At 47.1% G+C, this 2,204-nt stretch carries 1 protein-coding gene; it reads left to right on the forward strand.

Annotated features, from left to right (window positions below; translation table 11 throughout):
• Positions 1-377: 377 nt before the first annotated feature.
• On the forward strand, positions 378-1,859 hold the full coding sequence (locus ACUVJL_RS18110; protein WP_445247132.1) for a M16 family metallopeptidase: 1,482 nt from the start codon (positions 378-380) through the stop codon (positions 1,857-1,859).
• Positions 1,860-2,204: the final 345 nt, after the last annotated feature.

A 2,204-nucleotide genomic window follows, 5' to 3' on the forward strand; every position in this document is an offset into this window, starting at 1 on the left:
GAAGGAAGTTCGGCAACGGATTATGTAACGGATGTAACGGATGTCAGTCTGATGTCCGTCGGAAGAAGGAAGTTCGGCAACGGATTATGTAACGGATGTAACGGATGTCAGTCTGATGTCCGTCGGAAGAAGGAAGAAGGAAGAAACACTGGTTTCCAGGAATAGTTTGGGAACGCATATCGGCGAGGCTTTGCCTCGAATTGTCAAGTTAGGAAATAAAGGAAGAAGGAAAAAGGAAGAAAGCTCTTCGGCTTCGCTCAGGCTAAAAAGAGGGAAGAAGGAAGAGGCAAGAAACACTCGTTTTCAGGCTCTGCCTGGGAACGCATATCGGCGAGGCTCTGCCTCGAATTGTCAACTTATGAAACATTGGAGAAAGAATGAAAAGGACTAAATTGAGACTGAAAAAAGTAAAGTTATTTCTGCTATCGCTTTGCTTTTTTACTGTTTCACTTGGCACGTTTAATTTGTTACCTTCCTTAGCGGCTGCACCCAAGCACTACGACGAATTAACATTCCCGGCGGTGCCAGAAATTAAACTGCCTAAATACACTCGCTTCGAGCTGAAGAATGGCATCCGGGTGTATCTTATGGAAGACCGGGAACTCCCGTTAGTCGGGGGAACGGCGCTATTTCGCACGGGCGATCGCTTTGAACCTGCAGATAAAATCGGACTGGGAGGTTTGACGGGAGAAGTGATGCGAACTGGCGGCACGAGCCGACATACGGCTGATGAACTAAATCAGTTGCTAGAACAGCGAGCAGCTTCGGTAGAAACGGGGATTGATGTTAGTTCGGGCAGCGCTAATTTTAGTGCTTTAGCTGAAGATTTGGAACCCGTATTTGACTTATTTGCGGAAGTGATTCGGGAGCCAATATTTGCTAAGGAAAAGTTGGATTTAGCGAAGAACCAAACTGAAGGTGCGATCGCCCGCCGCAATGACGATCCTAACGATATTACCGGTCGCGAGTTCCAAAAGTTAATTTATGGCGATCGCAGTCCTTACGCGCGCACGATAGAATACAAAACCCTCGCGAATATTTCCCGCGACGATGTGGTGAGTTTCTACCAGAAATATTTCCACCCCAAGAATATGATTTTGGGTATTTCTGGCGATTTTGATACAGCTAAAATGCGATCGCTCGTCGAGCAAAAATTCGGCAACTGGCAACCGAGTCAGAGTGCAGAAGTGCCGCCGTTACCAACGGTATCGCCAGTCAAGGGCGGCGGCATATTTTTGGTAAATCAGCCCCAATTAAGTCAAAGTTACGTGCAAATGGGACATTTGGGCGGAATGCTCAGCAGTCCAGATTACGGTGCTTTGGACGTAATGAACGGGGTTTTGAACGGTTTCGGTGGTCGTTTGTTTAATAACGTGCGATCGCGCCAAGGTTTAGCCTACACAGTCTACGCGGCTTGGAGTCCGAGATTTGACTATCCGGGGGTGTTTGTGGCTGGAGGCCAAACGCGATCGGACGCTACAGTACCGTTTATCCAGGCAATTCGCGCCGAGATCGATCGTATCCGCACCGAACCAATTACCCCGGCCGAATTAGCTTTTGCTAAAGATTCCACCCTGAATTCTTTCATCTTCAAATTTGAAAATCCCAATCAAACTTTGTCGCGATTAATGCGCTACGAATACTACGGTTATCCCGAAGATTTCATTTTTCGCTACCGCCGCAGCATCGAAGCAGCAACAATTGCCGACGTGCAGCGCGTAGCCCAGACTTACTTGAAACCGGAGAATCTGGTAACATTAGTAGTGGGAAATACGGAGGCTATTCAACCGCCGTTATCGAGTTTGGGAACTTCGGTCAAAGTGCAATCTGTTGATATCACAATTCCCTCGGCAACTTAAATTTATTACTCGTTACCAGGATCTGCCTGGTAACGCATATCCGGAGGCTCTGCCTCCATTTTCGGAAGTATTTTGTAGGGTGCGTCGCTGCTGAGAATCCGCTCTTTCTTTGGGGGTTTGCTTTCTTCGACGCACCCTAAGCTAACTAATTTTTTCTCTAGGCTGCTCTTTTTTTGCCACTAAACCCTGACTCTCTCACTCTGGCCTGACGGGGCGACAGGTCGCCTGAAAATCAGACAGGGAGACAACTCTAGACAAATAGCCTGAAAAAAGATAGGGTAAAAAAGCTTCTTACCTAAAAAACACTTAAATGATAGCAGAATCATATCATGCCCATTTGTCAAA

This window comes from Microcoleus sp. OTE_8_concoct_300 (assembly GCF_031383065.1).
Lineage (GTDB): Bacteria > Cyanobacteriota > Cyanobacteriia > Cyanobacteriales > Microcoleaceae > Microcoleus.